Below are 13,848 nucleotides of genomic sequence, written 5' to 3' on the forward strand. Positions count from 1 at the left end.
CGTTTGGAAGTGAGAATGTTCTGGGTGTAGGAATTTGTTAGACCTGTTACGGCGGCTGTCGCGTTAAATTGTTCGCGACGCAATAGCGAAGAGGGCGCACGCTTGCTCAGAAAATGGACTTTGTTCGTAAGAGGGCGTTACTGATCGGGCGAGATTCGGATAGAACGCCACCATAAAAAGCGGCGCGTAGGCGTGCCATACAGGCCAGACGGTACTATCAGCCTGAGCAAATCGGCCTGACGCCGGTGCGGCTTTCACGGAAGCATTCTCACCGATTCCGTTAAGTCGACAGTATTCCGGCAGCAGGACCGGGTCGGCGACGAAGCGGTGCGCCAGCGGCGTCCCCCAAAGGACAGGGTCGGAATCCTGGCATGTCGATTCCGACGTTGTATCGCCAGGCGGCTGCGTCGGTGCATGCCTCGCATGGGTTCTTTTCCGGTCTTTGAGGCGATCGCTATTGCGTGATTGTTGCACCCTTCACCAGCTTGGCGGCAAACGCGGTCGTAGCCTTTTGCCGCGCGAGTGCCTGCAACTGCTGGCGAATCCTGTCTTTCGCCTGGTCGAACCCCAGCACGTTTGTTGGACGCTTTGAGTCGAGTTTTACAATCACGTGCACGGTGCTGTTAGCGTTGCTCACCGGAATTGACTCCGGCGTGATGCCGCCGACCGGCAACTGCGTGAGCGCTTGCGCGATCGGCAGCGCATGCTGGGCAACGGCGGCCAGGCGGAGCGCATCCGCTTCTATCGCCAGGTCGTACAGGAACGCGACGACGCCAACGCACATCGTGGCGCGGCTTTCATCGAACGGGCGCGACACGCATTCGTCGAAGCGCAATGGGAACTGGGCGAAGGGCGCCAGACGCATATCGGTGCGGCGCTGTCCGAAACCCGCTTTGCCGGCCGCGACGTGTTACTGCTCGGGCTCGTCGATATCAACGAGCGCAAGGCGAACGAATCGCTTCTGCATGAAGCGAAAGCGGCAGCCGACCGCGCCAACCAGGCCAAGTCGATGTTTCTCGCGGTGATGAGCCACGAAATCCGCACGCCGCTGCATGGCGCGCTGGGTAACCTGGAACTGCTGTCGCACACGCCGCTGAACGCGGAGCAGCACGGGCGTGTCGCTCTGATCAGGCGAGCGTTCGATAGTCTGATCGGTATCGTCAACGATATCCTCGACCTCACCAAGGTCGAAGCCCATGCGCTGAAAGTGAGCGCGGCGCCCGTCTGCCTGAACGATGTGCTTGAGCATTGCGCGCAAAATTTCGCGGCCACTATCCTGCAGCGAGGTCTGGCATTCTGGTGCAATACGGACCCGGCGCTCGATCTGCAAGTCGAGGCCGACGAGCAGCGGGTCACGCAGATCATTCAGAATCTGCTTAGCAACGCCGCGAAATTTACCGAATCCGGGCACATCGTGCTCTCGTCGAAACTGCTGCGCCTCCTGGACGGGCGCCTCTGGGTGCGGATCGAGGTCGCCGACTCGGGCATCGGCATTCCGGCCGCGCTGCAGTCATCGCTCTTCATGCCGCTCGCGCAGGCCGACGGCACGATCAGCCGCCGCTTCGGTGGCACCGGGCTCGGCTTGTTCCTGTGCCGCAAACTGGCCGGTCTGATGGACGGGCGCATGACGCTGACCAGCGAGCCTGGCACAGGCAGCGTGTTCGCTTTCGAGTTGCCGGTCGAGCTCGTGCAGGCGCCCTACGTGCCGACGGACAAACCGCTGTCCGGACTGACTGTCGAGGTGATCTGCGAAATGCCCGGATGGAAACATTCGCTGGCGACGCGGGTGGAAGGTTGGGGCGCAACGCTGTTGCCGCAGGCCGCTTCTAGCGGGTCTACGCGCGCCGCGCCTCACATACGCCTCGTTGCAGCTCCGGACGGCGGCGCCTCGTTCCCCGCTGTCGCGGCCGCGGCCACCCTCGGTGTGGTGGTCGCGAGTCCCGCAGGACCGCTGCTACCGGATTGCCAGGACGACCACGTCTACGTCACCTCGTTGTCGGCCAATTCTCTTCTGCGTGCCTTGCGGAGCTTCACAAGCGATAGCAGCAAGGCGGCCGATGCAGGCCACCCGAAAATCGAGGCTTCAAACGAGCCGATCTGGCAGCCGGATATCCTGGTGGCCGAAGACGAGCCGTTGAGCCGGATGTTGATCTCGGATCAACTGAATATATTGGGTTACAACCGCGTGCGTCATGCACAGAACGGCCAGGAAGCGCTGCAAATGTGGCTCGATACTCCCGCCGATGTGACGATCACTGACATCAGTATGCCGGAGCTGGACGGTATCGGCCTGATGGGAAAAATCCGCGAACACAACCCGTGTGCGCTTATCGTGGCCACTACGGCCTCGGGAAGTTCGGACACAGTTGCCATGGAGGCGGGTTTTTCTGACGTCCTGCATAAACCCGTATCGCTGGCTGATTTGCGGCGTGTGTTCACCGTGCTCACTCACAGTCGTACACCAGTGCCGGCGATGAGCGCGGACACGATCGACAACGGCAACGTGTCGCCGTTGTCGATCGATCCAGCGCTGCACGATGCATTTGCGCACAGTTGGAAGGATGACCGCACGGTGCTTCAGGAAGCGCTACGCGAACGGCTGCGGGAGAAACTGCGGCGCCGTCTGCATCGACTTCAGGGCGCGCTGCTGACCATCGGCGCCGACGCCGTCGCGGCTGATTGCAGTGCGCTGGAGTTGGCGTGTGCGACGGCGCAGTGGGATGACTTGCGGGGCCAATGCGGGCAGTTGATCGCGAAACTCGACCGGAGGGTCCAACAGCTGCGCCAGCAGGGTTACTGAACTTGCTAGCGCTCCTGTGAACATGGCTGGCATCAGTTGTGACGCCAATATATGCTGCAGCCGTGGCCGTCGTCATCGGCTTTCATCAAGGTTCCGCCAAAAGCCGCGCCGACAGGCGTGCTTGCGTCAAAAATCATGAGGCAGAAGATGCGAGTCAAGAGAATCGTCGCAAACATCGCGGCCGCCGATCTCGAGGCGGCAGATCGCTTTTACCGTGCGTTGCTTGACCTCAGGCTCTCGATGGATCACGGCTGGATCCGCACCTATACCTCTTCGGAGAAGATGACGGTGCAGGTTAGTGTCGCCACCCAAGGTGGTAGTGATACGCCAGTGCCGGATCTCTCCATAGAGGTTGATGACCTGGAAGAGGCATTGAGGAGAGCACAGCAACTGTGCGCGGCTATAGAGTATGGGCCGGCCAATGAGCCTTGGGGCGTACGCCGCTTCTATGTCAGAGATCCGTTGGGAAAGCTTATTAACATTCTGCAACACGCCCCGACCGGTGCGGCGTAGCGCAAGAGTCTGCTTTTACGTGCTGGCGCTGATTTATTACGGTGCTTCAGGAAGCGCTACGCGAGCAACTGCGGGAAAACTGCGGCGCGGTCTGCGACCCGCAGCGTCGCCGCGTTTTACGCAGGTTCAACGTCGGCGAGCGGGGCGGTTTCGACGGTGACCCGTTCGATTGCCAAAAACGGCGCGAGCTGCCTCGCGTCGGCAGCCGTTGTCGTAATGAGTCGCCAGTCGCGCTCGATCGGCGTCCAGTGCTGCTGGCGTGCGCGCCCGAGCTTGTCGGCGTCGGCGAGCACGATGATCTGCGCGGAGCGCCGGATGATGCAGTCCTTCAGATAAGCCTGCTCGGCGCTGGCCTCGCACAAACCGAACTCGGCGACCACGCCGTCCGCGCCGAGGAATGCCTTGTCGACGCTCAGCCTGCTCAGCACCACTTCCGCGAGCGGCCCGAGCGTGCTCATGCTCGAACTGCGCAGGTCGCCGCCGATCAGCGTCACATGGACGCCCGGCGCATTCGCGAGCGTCATCACGGCAAGCAGATTATTGGTCACGACGTGCAACTCGCGGCGCGCCATCAGATGCCGCGCGAGCGCCGCACAAGTGGTGCCGCCGTCGAGCACCACCGCATCGCCGTCCTGCACGTGCGCGGCGGCCGCCTTCGCAATGGCTTCCTTCTGTTCGTGCTGCGCTGCCTTGCGTTCCTCCAGCGACGCCTCCGGCTCATGCGCGCCGATCAATGCGGTTGCGCCGCCATAGGTGCGCACCAGACGGCGCTGGCTCGCGAGAGTCGTCAGATCGCGCCGGATCGTCGCTTCGGAGACGCCGAGTGTGACAACCAGTTCTTCCACGTTCGCATCGCGGGTCAGGATCAGATCGAGGATCGCGCGGTGGCGTTCAGACGCTTTCATGATTGTCGTCGGGTTTGGAACAGGGCTGCCGATCTTACACCACGGCTGCGCGCGCACGCGTGCGGTCACGCGGCGACGCAGTCAGGGCGAACCAGTGTCCGCGTCCCCCCGCGGCGTGCCCGCGCCGCGACGGCAGCGCATCGGGCGGCAGCGCGTCGTCAAGCGCGCCGGGTCGCCAGTTCGGCGCCCTGGCGCAGCGCTTCAAGCAGACTGCGTTCGTCGGCGATGCCCTTGCCCGCGATGTCGAACGCAGTGCCATGGTCCACCGACGTGCGGATCACGTCGAGCCCCACCGTCACGTTCACGCCAGCGTCCAGCCCGAGCACCTTGACCGGGCCATGGCCCTGGTCGTGATACATCGCGACCACGAGGTCGAAATCGCCGCGGCCCGCGCGGAAAAACAGCGTATCGGCGGGCAACGGGCCCGTCACGTCGAGACCACGCGCCTGTAAAGCCTGCACTGCGGGAATGACCTTCTCCTCTTCCTCGCGGTAGCCGAACAGGCCGTTCTCGCCGGCATGCGGATTGATGCCGCACACACCGATGCGCGGTTTCGCGATGCCGGCTTTCACGAGCGTGTCGTGGCCACGCTGGATGGTCCGTTGCACGAGGCCTGGCTCGATCTTGCGAATGGCGTCGATGATGCCGATATGCGTCGTCACGTGGATCACGCGCAGCTGCGGCGCGACCAGCATCATCGACACTTCCTCGATACCCGTCAGATACGCGAGCATTTCCGTGTGGCCCGGAAACTTGTGGCCACCCGCGTGCAGCGCTTCCTTATTCAGTGGCGCGGTGCAGATCGCGTCGATCTGCCCGGCCTCGGCCAGTTCGACCGCGCGCGCGATGTAGCGGTAGGCAGCATCGCCCGCGACGGGCGATAGCTGGCCGAACGGCAGGTCGGCGGGAATCAGGCCGAGGTCGATGCACTCGATCGTGCCCGGCTCGTAGCGCGCGTCGGATGCCTTCTCGATGCGGCGGATGCTCGCGCTGCCGCCGACGATCGTATTGGCCTGTTCGAGTCGTCCGGCGTCGCCGATCACGAGCGGACGGCACCGCTGGTAGACGACGTCGTGCGTCAGGCTCTTGACGATGATTTCCGGGCCGACGCCGGCGGCATCGCCCATGGTGATACCGATGACGGGAAGATAGTTGCTCATGATGTGTGCCTGAATCGTTGATTGCGTAAAGCGCGCTTGCGTGACGGTCGTGCAGCGCGCGGATCAGGCGGACTGTCGTGATACCGCGCCGCCGCCGGGCGGTTCATGAAGATAACGCCAAGCCGCATACAGTGCGTGGTCCGTGCCGAACGCGCCGGCCTTGGTGACGACGCGCAAGTGCGCCGGCGCACCTGCGCCGAGCGGCTGCCCGAGGGCGACACCTGCTTCGATTTCCGCGACGAGTTCGAGATTGCCGATGCCGATCGCGCCGAGCATGGCCCGCGCCGTCTCGCCGCCGGTGACGACGAGCCCGCCCAATGCCGCGAAATGCGGCTGCGCGAGCGCCGCGAGCGCGGCGGACAGCAATGCCCCTTCGACCGGATCGAACGCGTCGTCGCGGCCGATGCGCAACAGCAGATCGACGCGCGCGCCGAGCGCTGCAGCGATACGGGTCTGCCACACTGGCCAGTCCGTGTGACGCTCGCACAAACGCAGTACAGCGGGCGGCACGATCAGTTCGCGCACGTTTCCCTGTTCGCGCAGCACGGCGCATTGCCGCTCCGCGACCGCCGACAGGCTGCCGACCATCACCAGCACCGGCGCGCCGTGCGCGGCGCGCGGCGCCGGCCGCGCAGCATCGGCTCGCGCGCTGCCGTCGAACAGGCCGGGCATGCTGGCCAGTTCGCGCGCGAGGCCACCTGAGCCGACCCAGAACAGGCGGTCGTTCAGCGGCGCGGTAGCGCGTGCGAGCGTGAGCAGGTCGCCGGCGGTTTCGGCGTCGACGATCAACGTCTGAGTGCCGTCCGCTGCGATGCGTGCGATGCGTGCGGCGAGCGCGTCGCTGCCTTCGCGCAGCGTTGGAAGATCGACGAGCGCGGTCGTGAGACCGGCTTCGGCGAGCATCGCGCGCGGGTCGGCGCAGCGGTTAGCGTGTTCGAGCTGCCAGGTGTCCGTCGTGACGAGCGGGTTGCCGTGCACGAACAGTTGACCGCCGAGCACCGTGCGACCGGTGGCCGGGAAGGCGGGCGCGACGATCGCGAGCCCGGCGAGCGGCTGCAACGCGGCGACCTCGGCGGCCCAGTTGCCACGCAATGTCGAATCGATCTTCTTGTACAGACGCCGGCCCGGCTGGCGGAACGTTTGCCACACCGCCGCCGCGCGCTCGCCAGCTTGCGCTGGGGCGAGCCGGCGCGTGTCGATATCGGCGGCGATCACGTCGGCGGGAAACGGCTGCGCTGCGTCGAGCGTAACCACGGTCCGGTAGCCCGCGCAGGCGAAGCCGATCGCACAATCGGCTGCCCCCGAAAGATCGTCGGCGATGATCAGCATGCTCATCGTGCCAGTACTCCCGCTGCGCGGCGTTCCTCCACCCGCTTCGCGACAGCGGCGGTCAGGAACGGCGAGAGAATCGCGGTCACCACCACGCACGCCGCGACCAGGAGCGTCGCGCTCTTTGCCGCGTCGGCGTAAACCGGATTTGCGGCGGCGATCAGCGCCGGCACCGCGGCCGCATTGCCGGCCGTGTTCGCCGCGGCTGCGCCCGCCACGCCGGTGCCCCCGGTGAGGCGATCCGCCAGGTACAGCGGAATGCCCGTGACGATGACCACCGCGATCCCAAGCCCGATGCCGAGCAGCCCGGCCTGCCACACCTTGTGCAGATCCAGACCAGCGCCGAGCGCGAGCGCGAAGAACGGGATCATCACCGGCACCGCCTTGCCGAGGAACTCGCGCATTTCGCGGTCGAGGTTGCCGAGCAGCATGCCGAACGCGAGCGGCAGGATGCTGCCGACCAGCGTCGGCCACGGAAAGGCCGACAGACCGGCGACGCCGAGTGTCACCATCGTGAGGAACGGCCCCGATTCGAGCGACATGATGGTGTACGCGCCGACGTCTTCCGAGCGGCCGTACTGTCCCATCAACGCCATGTACAGGCCGCCATTGGTGTCGTTCATTGCGGCGACCACGGCTAGCGTCGACAGCCCGGCGAACAGGCCCGACGAGATGGGCTGTTCGCCCAGGAAGTGGCCGAGCACGACGCCGGCGACGATGGCCGTTCCGACCTTGGTCGCGAACAGCGCGCCGCCTTTCTTGAGCAGGTAGGGCGTGGCTTTCACGTCGATACTCGCGCCCATGCAGACGTAGAAGACGGCGAGGAGCGGCAGTGCACCGGTAAACAATGCATTGGTGAACGAGCCGAAGAACTTCGGCATGCCGGGCATGAAGGTCGCCACCATCGAGCCGAGTAGCAGGGGCACGATCATCATTCCGCCGGGGACGCGTTCGATTCCGCGTTTGATACGTAATTGGGCCATGCAAGTCTCCTGGTTGGACCGACGGATGCTTGGATCAGTCGTGATTTTGATTGAAACGATCAACTGGCATGGTAGACCATCGAGGATGAATGCGCAAATCGATCATTTTATTGATCGAATCGCTCAAGTTGGGTGTAGGGGATGGAAGCTGTCCCCAGAAATTGCGGAGATGCGAATATCCCCGCTTGGGGCGCCGTTCGGATCTTGCACCCAAAAAGAAGCCGCAGACGGAGCTGCGGCTTGGAAACACACACGCCCGCCGGGGACCGACCGGGCGAGCGAGAATTCTTGCATCCGTTATTGCTGCTATGCAATAGGGTGTTTTGTGTGATTATTTCGATCAATGCACGGACGATAGGCGCTCGCGTCGGACGATGCTCGGGTCATCGGAAGCTGGAATTTCTTTTCAACTTCCGCTTTATTCGTCACGCCTTCACGCACCTGAATCCCGCGTAAACATACTGATAATGCGGCTGAAACCAGTTTCGAAAAGCCGGCCTTAACATGCATCGCGCGGTGCGTGCGGAGCCGCCCTTGATCACGTAATGCTGGCCGTCGAAAAAGTTGGCGGAATAACCCGGATAAAACGGGAACGCTTCAAATCCCGGCAATGCCTCAAACACCGTCGAGGTCCATTCCCAGCCATTGCCGAATTGACCCTCCACCCCGAACGCGCTGACGTTATCCGGATACGCGTCGACCGGTTGCGGGTCCCAGCTGCGAAAATCGAAATTGCCTGACGCCGCGTGCGGTGCGCCATGTGCCGCGCGTTGCCATTGCGCTTCGGTGGGTAGCGTCTTGCCGGCCCAGCGCGCGTAGGCGCTGGCTTCGGCGTGACTCACGTACGCGGGCCAGTCGAGCGGCAGCGGCACTTCGTCGAACATCGTGCGAAGCATCCATGCGCCGCCCTGAGCGGTTCCCGCTTGCTGCGACCAGCAGGCGGGATGCGCGATATGTTCGGCTTCCTTCCAGGCCCAATCCTTGTCCGTCCACCACTTCGGCTCGCGATAGCCGCCTGCCTCGATGAACTCGCGAAACGCGCCGTTCGTCACCATGTGGCGATCCATTTCGAACGCGGGCACGTCGACGCGCATTTCGCCGAACTCGTTGTCCCATCCAAAACGGCCGCTCTCGCGCGACATGCCGAGCACCGTCGCGCCGGCCGGCACGCTGACCATCGACGACAACGCGGCATCACGGTCATGACGGGTGAGGACCGGCTCGCGTAAGTCGGCGACCTTCTGCGCAAGCGGCAACTGATGCAGCATGTACGCGAGCGTTTCGGCGTGCATCAACCGATGCTCGATCGCCACGTTCAGCAACTGCTCGGCCGCATCGGCGTGCGCGCCTTCGCGGCCGACTCGCGCCGAGTCGCTCAGCGCGTCGAGCTCGCGGTCGATCTGCTCGCGGGCGCGCAGCGCGTAGCCGCGCACGGCGTCGAGTGTCGGCCAGTCACCAGGTTGGTCGGTTGGGAAGCCGGCGTCGACGGGATCGATGCCGAACGCGAAAAGTTCGTCGAGCTGAGGATCGAAGGCCGGCAGGTCGCACAGGCGGTGATCGAGAAGATTACGGTCGAACGCTTCCAGATGACCGACGTAAAACACGATCCGGTGGCGCTCACGGATCGGCCGTTCATAAAGAAACTCGGGTTTAACGATGGAAAAGAGGGCGTCGGTGACTTGACGCGCTTCGATCAGACGCTGGACGAGCGGGTGATGCGGGGCGGGGTCGCGATTCATTTCGCCAGGTCTCCTTGCGGGGGACGAACTAAAGACTGTACCCGCTCGCAGGAGCCATGCCAAGGCGCAAGCACGCTAGAAGGCCAGTGGACGAGGACGTGGCTGCGCGGGCCCGGTCCTGTGCGCAGGGGCCTACACCTGCTGTAGGCCTTCCAGGTCGACGATGCGGATGTGCTTGCCTTGTGTGTCGATCAGGCCGCGCTTTTGAAATCTTGACAGGGTGCGGCTCACGGTTTCGAGCGTCATGCCAAGGTAGCTGCCCATGTCCTCGCGTGTCATGCGCAAGTTGAATTCCGCCGACGAATAGCCGCGTTGCGCATTGCGCTCCGACACGTCGAGCAGAAAGGCCGCTACGCGTTCGTCCGCTGAAAGTGAACCGAGCACCATCATCTGCCCAGCTTCGCGGACGATCTGATCGCCCAGCAGCTTATGCAGGCGCTCCTGCATCGAACTGATTTCGCGGCACAGCGACTTGAGGGCGGTGTAGGGAACGATGCAAACGGTGCTGTCTTCGAGGGCGAGGGCACTGCAGGCATGTATGTCTTCGCTGATGCCGTCGAGGCCCAGCGCTTCGCCGGCAAGGCGTAGCCCGGTGACCTGTTCACGGCCGTCACGGTGCGCCATCACGGTTTTCAATGAACCGGAGCGTACGGCGTAAATATTGTCGAAGCGATCGCCGCTGCGATACAGCGCTTCACCGCGCTGCACCGAACGCGCGGTGCAAATGAGCGCCTCGAGTTTCGGTAGTTCGTCGGGCGACAAGCCTTGGGGCATGCAGAGCGGCCGCATCGAACAGCTCGAGCAGCGAGCGGCGGTGCGCGCGGTGGTGGCCCTCAGCGGCGCGGCACGGCGACCGCCGCGCGCCCGCGCCGGACTCTCAATGGAATCGGCGGTGCGTGCCGAGCCAGTAACAGCGGTAGGAGTAAGCATGTTCTGCAGCCATTTGTCAGGGTAATAACGGATTGTCCCACCGGCCACGCCCCCCGTTTAGCGACAAAATGACGCGTTCGCACGGTTAGGCTTCTTGAGCGACATCACGATCGCGTCGCTGCATGTGGTTCTGGACTGCTATGCAATCTTGACGGCGAAAGCGCCGCTCGGTTTTACGGATGAGGCGGGGTGCACGCCGTCAGCGCTGCTTCGAGCGCACGGCGCGAAATGGTGCTGCCGGCGATTGCGACAGAGATGCGCGTGTAGATGTCAACTCCGCGTCTGAAGGATTCGCATGCCGCGGCCGTTTGCGCCCGACCGGAGCCAGTAGGATCTATTACCGATACGAGCTTAAATGATCACTGAAAAGATGCATCCTCTTCGGGATGTAAATCAAACGCTTATCAAATTTTTTTGTGGCGCCGTTTGCGTCGCGAACACCGTGCGGTGGGCGTTTGCGGCGGTCCTGATACGTGTGGGTACAACGATGAAATCAAGATAGGGCGAGGTTTGCCTTACAATCTGAATCTACTCAGACAAGCTGCTTCAGCACCGCTGATGAACGAGCGCAAAACGACGGGCTTGCCCGACAAGATCTACGGCGACATTCTCAATCGCATTCTCGAAGGCGAGTACAAGGAAGGCGAGCGGCTGCCTACTGAACATGCGCTGGCCGAACGCTTTGCGACGTCGCGGCCGACCGTGCGGGAAGCGCTGGCGCGTCTGCGGGCGGACGGGATCATCATGACGCGGCACGGCTCGGGCACGACGGTCGCACGGCGCCCCGATCCGGACGTGCGCCGCTTTGCGCCGCTCGAAACGCTGTCCGATATCCGCCGCTGCTATGAATTTCGCGTCGTGACCGAGGCGGGCGCGGCGGAGCAGGCGGCGCTCAAAGCCGATGCCGACGACATCGCCGCGATCCAGCACGCATGGGATCAACTGGAACACATCATCGAAACTCAGGGTATTGGCGCTAAAGACGATTTCATGTTCCACCTGGCGGTGGCGCGCGCGTCGAAGAACCCGTTTTTCATCACGGTCATGTCGTTCATCGAAGAACAGATTGTGTTCAGCATGAACCTGTCGCGCAATCTGTCGCTCGTGAAGACCGTGGAGCGGCAGCGGCTCGTGCAGGCCGAACATATGGCCGTGCTCGATGCGATTCGCCGCAAGGACGGCCCCGCCGCCGGGAAGGCGATGCGAGCCCATCTCGAGAATGCGCTCGAGCGGATGTTCGGCTCCTGACATTCCGCGCGGGCCGCTACCGGGCCGCCATGGCTGGGTCACCGTAAGCGGCAACCGAAAGCGCGGCCCGAAGCCGAACTTGCCCCCAATCGCTAAGCAGCGGCAGCCATCGGCCCGAACAGGGCCGTGCGGGTCTTCGGACTGACCGCGATATCCAGCGCCACCGCCCGTTCCACGCCGATCTGCAGGGGCGATCCGAGCCGGCTGATGTCGATTCCGGTCTTGCGCAGCAGTCGTTCGATCGGCGTAGTGGTCACCGTGACGTAACGCGTGATACCCATCCGGTCGGCGAAGGTCACGAGTTCGTGAATCGCGTGCATCGTCAGGTCGGCGAAGCCGAACGATTGTTCCTCGCCGCTGGTTTCAATCGCGAACCGGCTCAATTCCCAGATATGCCGCCCGACCGGCGCGTCCGCGCCGTGCAGCAACTGCGGGAAGGTGTCCTTGAGCATGTTCGGCCCCTCCGTCGGCATCAGGCGCCAACAGCCGCGCACGTGGCGGTCGTCGCCCTGAATCAGCATGTAGTGCGGCCCGAGCGCGTCGTAACCGTCGATCTCCATGCCCGCGATGGTCGGGATGTCCCACCCGAGCCGCCCGTGAAATACCCGCGCCCGCAGGCGGTACATCTCGTTGATGTCTGCATTGTCGAATTCTTGCCGCATTCCAATCCGGATTGCTGTTTGCATGGCGTTCTCCTGAACGTGTTGGGGTACCCAATACGCAAGAAAACTTATGCATTTTGAATCGTTTTGCCACCTACCCACCTGGATAGGTGTACATGCGGATCGGATAACGCAGAATTCGAGATAAGCCTCAGCACTCAACCGACGGGATACTCAAATGGAACTTCTCGAAAATCACTGGCAACCGCAACCTTCCGTCCAGACTCGTCCGGCGGAACCCTCGTCGGCGGTGGATCGCGTTCTGATCATTGCCTACCGCAAAAAGAAAAAAGAGAGTCAGCGCCGTTTCTGGGCACGTTTCGGCGTGACACAGTCGCGTGGCAGCCGGTTCGAATCGGGCGCTGAAATTCCGGCGCCGGTGTCGATCCTGCTGGGCCTTTACTTCACTAAAACCGTTTCCGACGCCGATCTGGGCCGGGCCGAGCGCGTGCTTTACAGCCGCGACGCCGCCGCTTTACTCAACCCGGGTCAATAAGCCCCAACTGCGCGGCGATCACGGCCGCCGCGCGCCGCGAATTCACTCCGAATTTGGTCCTGATGTTTTTCATGTGGAAGTTCACCACGGCTTCCGAGCAGATCAGGATATGGGAGATTTCCCAGGTGGATTTGCCGCGTGCGGTCCATTTCAGACATTCGCGTTCGCGCGGCGTGAGCTTGGGCATTAAAGTCTGGGCGTGCGTATTCAAATGGTGTTGACTGGTGTCGATCACCAGATCGCGCAATAACACCAGATTCGGCAATGCAACGTCGACATGGCGCCAAAATGCGTCGGTCGGATTACTGTCGTTGACGAAGCACAGCATGCCGGCTTCCTGATTCGGCCCATGAATCGGCAAGGTCACCCCGGCTCGCAGGCCGTGCGAGCGGGCTTCTTCATACATCGACTGCTGCGGCGCGGTCGTAAAAATGTCCGGCGACCAGATCAGCGGCGTGGCGCGCGTCGCGCAATGCGAGACGGTCGGGTCGATGTGCACCAACCCCTGTTCATCATAGGTACGGCGCCACGTTGGCGCGTAGGTGCTGCGCACATACGCGTCTTCAAGGCGAATGGTCGGACGCGGCAGCATGGCGATCAACAGCTTTTCGAAGCCCCATGTGTCGGCAAGGCCCACGATTGCGCCGAACCATTCCGCTTCATCAGCGGCGTTCAGTAGCGGTGCCATCTGCTCGATATAATGTAGCGGCAATTTTGTTCTCTCAGACTCGCAAACGTCCAGTTGCGGTTAATAGCGGTGCGGTGTTCTGTCCGGCTGTTTTTATCTTCACAATCTATCACTAAATCATTTTACAAAGCCGGCAGCGATTTCGAAAGAAATAGCAACAACGCTGACTCTTCGAAGAAGCGAAGGAATTACTCCTTATATCGGATTTTCTTGCCGCAAATAACATTCACGTATCGATAAAATGGGTAATTTCCGCGTGGCAGCTTATTTGATGCTTTTGATTGGCAACATTTATTGTCAAACCAATCTGAAAGCCGGTATATGTCGAAACTCCATGAAAAACGAGCTTATTGCCGAGCGTTAATGAGCTTTTTTTGTGGCCGTGATCCACGAAC

At 62.5% G+C, this 13,848-nt stretch carries 13 protein-coding genes and 1 pseudogene; 5 read left to right on the forward strand and 9 right to left on the reverse strand.

All coding sequences use genetic code 11. The features are described from left to right. Positions 1-16 precede the first annotated feature (16 nt). Positions 17-67: pseudogene (locus ACAX43_RS03480) on the forward strand (hypothetical protein); the annotation flags it as partial. Between the two features lie 387 nt (positions 68-454). Here ACAX43_RS03480 and ACAX43_RS03485 read toward each other — a convergent pair. Further along, positions 455-637 (reverse strand): hypothetical protein, encoded by a 183-nt coding sequence (locus ACAX43_RS03485; protein ID WP_370707006.1) that lies wholly within the window; start codon positions 635-637, stop codon positions 455-457. A gap of 48 nt (positions 638-685) precedes the next feature. On the opposite strand from ACAX43_RS03485, the gene ACAX43_RS03490 reads away from it, so the two are divergent. Continuing rightward, positions 686-2,800: an ATP-binding protein gene (locus tag ACAX43_RS03490; RefSeq protein ID WP_370707007.1), complete on the forward strand. Its 2,115-nt coding sequence runs from the start codon at positions 686-688 to the stop codon at positions 2,798-2,800. A gap of 147 nt (positions 2,801-2,947) precedes the next feature. After that, entirely contained in the window at positions 2,948-3,313 is a 366-nt protein-coding gene (locus ACAX43_RS03495) for a VOC family protein (protein WP_370707100.1), read from the forward strand. Between the two features lie 116 nt (positions 3,314-3,429). On the opposite strand, the gene ACAX43_RS03500 is transcribed toward ACAX43_RS03495, so the two are convergent. From ACAX43_RS03500 to ACAX43_RS03525, 6 genes are all read right to left on the reverse strand, one after another. Then, positions 3,430-4,218 (reverse strand): DeoR/GlpR family DNA-binding transcription regulator, encoded by a 789-nt coding sequence (locus ACAX43_RS03500; RefSeq protein ID WP_370707008.1) that lies wholly within the window; start codon positions 4,216-4,218, stop codon positions 3,430-3,432. 158 nt (positions 4,219-4,376) lie between these two features. Then, entirely contained in the window at positions 4,377-5,378 is a 1,002-nt protein-coding gene (gene pdxA, locus ACAX43_RS03505; protein ID WP_370707009.1) for a 4-hydroxythreonine-4-phosphate dehydrogenase PdxA, read from the reverse strand. 63 nt (positions 5,379-5,441) lie between these two features. After that, positions 5,442-6,713: a four-carbon acid sugar kinase family protein gene (locus ACAX43_RS03510; RefSeq protein WP_370707010.1), complete on the reverse strand. Its 1,272-nt coding sequence runs from the start codon at positions 6,711-6,713 to the stop codon at positions 5,442-5,444. Next, positions 6,710-7,690 (reverse strand): 2-keto-3-deoxygluconate permease, encoded by a 981-nt coding sequence (locus tag ACAX43_RS03515; RefSeq protein ID WP_370707011.1) that lies wholly within the window; start codon positions 7,688-7,690, stop codon positions 6,710-6,712. Before ACAX43_RS03515 ends, ACAX43_RS03510 begins: the two co-directional genes overlap by 4 nt. A 425-nt stretch (positions 7,691-8,115) precedes the next feature. Then, complete coding sequence (locus ACAX43_RS03520; RefSeq protein WP_370707012.1) at positions 8,116-9,429, reverse strand: SUMF1/EgtB/PvdO family nonheme iron enzyme; 1,314 nt, start codon at positions 9,427-9,429, stop codon at positions 8,116-8,118. 132 nt (positions 9,430-9,561) lie between these two features. Next, a complete protein-coding gene (locus tag ACAX43_RS03525; protein WP_370707101.1) occupies positions 9,562-10,218 on the reverse strand; it encodes a helix-turn-helix domain-containing protein in 657 nt (218 codons plus the stop codon). A 699-nt stretch (positions 10,219-10,917) separates the two neighbouring features. Here ACAX43_RS03525 and ACAX43_RS03530 point away from each other — a divergent pair. Further along, entirely contained in the window at positions 10,918-11,607 is a 690-nt protein-coding gene (locus ACAX43_RS03530) for a FadR/GntR family transcriptional regulator (RefSeq protein WP_370707013.1), read from the forward strand. Positions 11,608-11,699: 92 nt separating this feature from the next. On the opposite strand, the gene ACAX43_RS03535 is transcribed toward ACAX43_RS03530, so the two are convergent. After that, entirely contained in the window at positions 11,700-12,293 is a 594-nt protein-coding gene (locus ACAX43_RS03535) for an acyl-homoserine-lactone synthase (protein WP_370707014.1), read from the reverse strand. A 154-nt stretch (positions 12,294-12,447) separates the two neighbouring features. On the opposite strand from ACAX43_RS03535, the gene ACAX43_RS03540 reads away from it, so the two are divergent. Further along, positions 12,448-12,765 carry an XRE family transcriptional regulator gene (locus ACAX43_RS03540; RefSeq protein WP_370707015.1) on the forward strand — a complete coding sequence of 106 codons (318 nt, stop codon included), beginning with the start codon at positions 12,448-12,450 and terminating at the stop codon, positions 12,763-12,765. On the opposite strand, the gene ACAX43_RS03545 is transcribed toward ACAX43_RS03540, so the two are convergent. After that, on the reverse strand, positions 12,749-13,453 hold the full coding sequence (locus ACAX43_RS03545) for a LuxR family transcriptional regulator (protein WP_370707016.1): 705 nt from the start codon (positions 13,451-13,453) through the stop codon (positions 12,749-12,751). The genes ACAX43_RS03540 and ACAX43_RS03545 overlap by 17 nt on opposite strands. Positions 13,454-13,848: the final 395 nt, after the last annotated feature.

Source organism: Paraburkholderia sp. IW21 (assembly GCF_041321145.1).
Lineage (GTDB): Bacteria > Pseudomonadota > Gammaproteobacteria > Burkholderiales > Burkholderiaceae > Paraburkholderia.

Coding starts and splice junctions, on each gene's coding strand:
- ACAX43_RS03515 (WP_370707011.1), bottom strand. CDS start 7,690: ATGGCCCAATTACGTATCAAACGCGGAATCGAACGCGTCCCCGGCGGA.
- ACAX43_RS03535 (WP_370707014.1), bottom strand. CDS start 12,293: ATGCAAACAGCAATCCGGATTGGAATGCGGCAAGAATTCGACAATGCA.
- pdxA (WP_370707009.1), bottom strand. CDS start 5,378: ATGAGCAACTATCTTCCCGTCATCGGTATCACCATGGGCGATGCCGCC.
- ACAX43_RS03530 (WP_370707013.1), top strand. CDS start 10,918: ATGAACGAGCGCAAAACGACGGGCTTGCCCGACAAGATCTACGGCGAC.
- ACAX43_RS03540 (WP_370707015.1), top strand. CDS start 12,448: ATGGAACTTCTCGAAAATCACTGGCAACCGCAACCTTCCGTCCAGACT.
- ACAX43_RS03520 (WP_370707012.1), bottom strand. CDS start 9,429: ATGAATCGCGACCCCGCCCCGCATCACCCGCTCGTCCAGCGTCTGATC.
- ACAX43_RS03545 (WP_370707016.1), bottom strand. CDS start 13,453: ATGGCACCGCTACTGAACGCCGCTGATGAAGCGGAATGGTTCGGCGCA.
- ACAX43_RS03495 (WP_370707100.1), top strand. CDS start 2,948: ATGCGAGTCAAGAGAATCGTCGCAAACATCGCGGCCGCCGATCTCGAG.
- ACAX43_RS03500 (WP_370707008.1), bottom strand. CDS start 4,218: ATGAAAGCGTCTGAACGCCACCGCGCGATCCTCGATCTGATCCTGACC.
- ACAX43_RS03525 (WP_370707101.1), bottom strand. CDS start 10,218: ATGCGGCCGCTCTGCATGCCCCAAGGCTTGTCGCCCGACGAACTACCG.
- ACAX43_RS03510 (WP_370707010.1), bottom strand. CDS start 6,713: ATGAGCATGCTGATCATCGCCGACGATCTTTCGGGGGCAGCCGATTGT.